This window comes from Rhizobium sp. CF122 (genome assembly GCF_000282035.1).
Lineage (GTDB): Bacteria > Pseudomonadota > Alphaproteobacteria > Rhizobiales > Rhizobiaceae > Rhizobium.
On record NZ_AKKA01000058.1, the window covers coordinates 1 to 1,519 of the forward strand.

The window sequence follows — 1,519 nt, forward strand, 5'->3', positions numbered from 1 at the left end:
CGAGTTCGGCCGCAGCTGATCAGGCCAGACGGTGACTTTTGATACGAGACGGAGGCAACGGCAAGCAAATGGACTTACTTGAAGACATGGGCCCAACGTCCACCACGTCTGATCGTGGCTCGAAGCTCCCGCGCTTTCTTGTTCAGCTTGAGCGAGAAAGGCGCTTCTTTGACCTGGAGGCACAATGCGAGTTGAGCCGACAACCACTACCACAGGCTTTGGTCTTTCCTCGACGCCTCAAAATCGGTCGCGTCGATGAATGAGGGCGTGCGTCCCCAAACGATCGAGCACAGTTAGTTTTTCCTATCAGAACGGAAGAGGCACGACCCAATGCACTGGCTCCGTTACTTTGGATCAAGAACCCGAGATTTGTTGGCGCCAATTGAAACTGGTGAATCGAAAAGCCACCGCTACGCTGGGCTGGACCTTTTGCGCGGCGTTGCGGCATTGGTTGTTGTTCTCAAACACTTCGTGACGCGCCTCGAGCTGCCCTATGTTGCCCCAAATGCTTATCTTGCCGTTGATTTCTTTTTCGTTCTGAGCGGATTCGTGATTGCCGGTGCATATTGGAAGCCACTGGAGAGCGGAAACCTCCCTGTGGGCGGCTTTACCGGAAAGCGATTAATCAGGCTTCTCCCGCTGATTTTTGTGGGCACGTCAATTGCTGCGTTGATCGAGCTTGGTAGGCCTGAGATCAGTGACGAGCTTCAACATCTAACTGATATCGCGATCGCATTCGTCTTTGGCATCACTGCGATTCCCTTATTGCAGACCTCTATGCTGCACACTGTAACTTTGGAACAAACCGTCTTCCCGCTAAACACCCCGACCTGGTCGCTATTCTTCGAGATTTTTGTGAATATCGCATTCGCCATGTGGGCACGCGCACGAATAGGTCAAGCAGCGATGTGGCTTGTCCTCGCGGCCAGCGGGATTGTGCTCCTGTTGGCCATTGTGAGGACCGGCAACGCCAACTTTGGTTTTCGTCCGAGCGAATTCTGGTACGGCTTTCCGCGAGTAATCTGGTCATTTTCGATCGGCCTGCTTATTTACAAACACCGCGATTTTGCACCCAGCAAATGCTTTGCGTTGGCGACAATCGTTTTGATCACCATTTTGCTCCTTCCCGATCTAGGACTTCCAAAGGCCGGGCTCGATGCAATTTGTATTGCTGTGATAATGCCGGCTGTCGTGTTTTTCAGCCTTAGTGCAAAGCTTGGCCCCGCGACCCGGCGCGTGGCAATGTGGTGTGGCAATCTATCGTATCCCGTTTACGCCGTTCACTATCCGCTGGTTCGCGCAATCTCTTTTGTCGCAACTGAGCTTCATTTGTCCTGGATGGGACAGCTCACCGTCATCGTCGTAGGAACCGTTTTTATCGTCGGACTGTCGGCTATTGTGTATCTCGTATTTGATGTGCCGTTTCGGCGAAAGCTTTCAGTATTGTCGAAGGGGGCATGAAGACCTGTTGCTCGCCAGATCCGAGCCAACGGCACGATTTCAGTGCTGGTTTGATTTC

At 52.7% G+C, this 1,519-nt stretch carries 1 protein-coding gene; it reads left to right on the top strand.

Annotation, left to right across the window (positions count from 1 at the left end; all coding sequences use genetic code 11):
• The first annotated feature begins 330 nt into the window (after positions 1-330).
• Positions 331-1,461 carry an acyltransferase family protein gene (locus PMI09_RS29710; protein ID WP_007792459.1) on the top strand — a complete coding sequence of 377 codons (1,131 nt, stop codon included), beginning with the start codon at positions 331-333 and terminating at the stop codon, positions 1,459-1,461.
• The last annotated feature ends 58 nt before the right edge of the window (positions 1,462-1,519 follow it).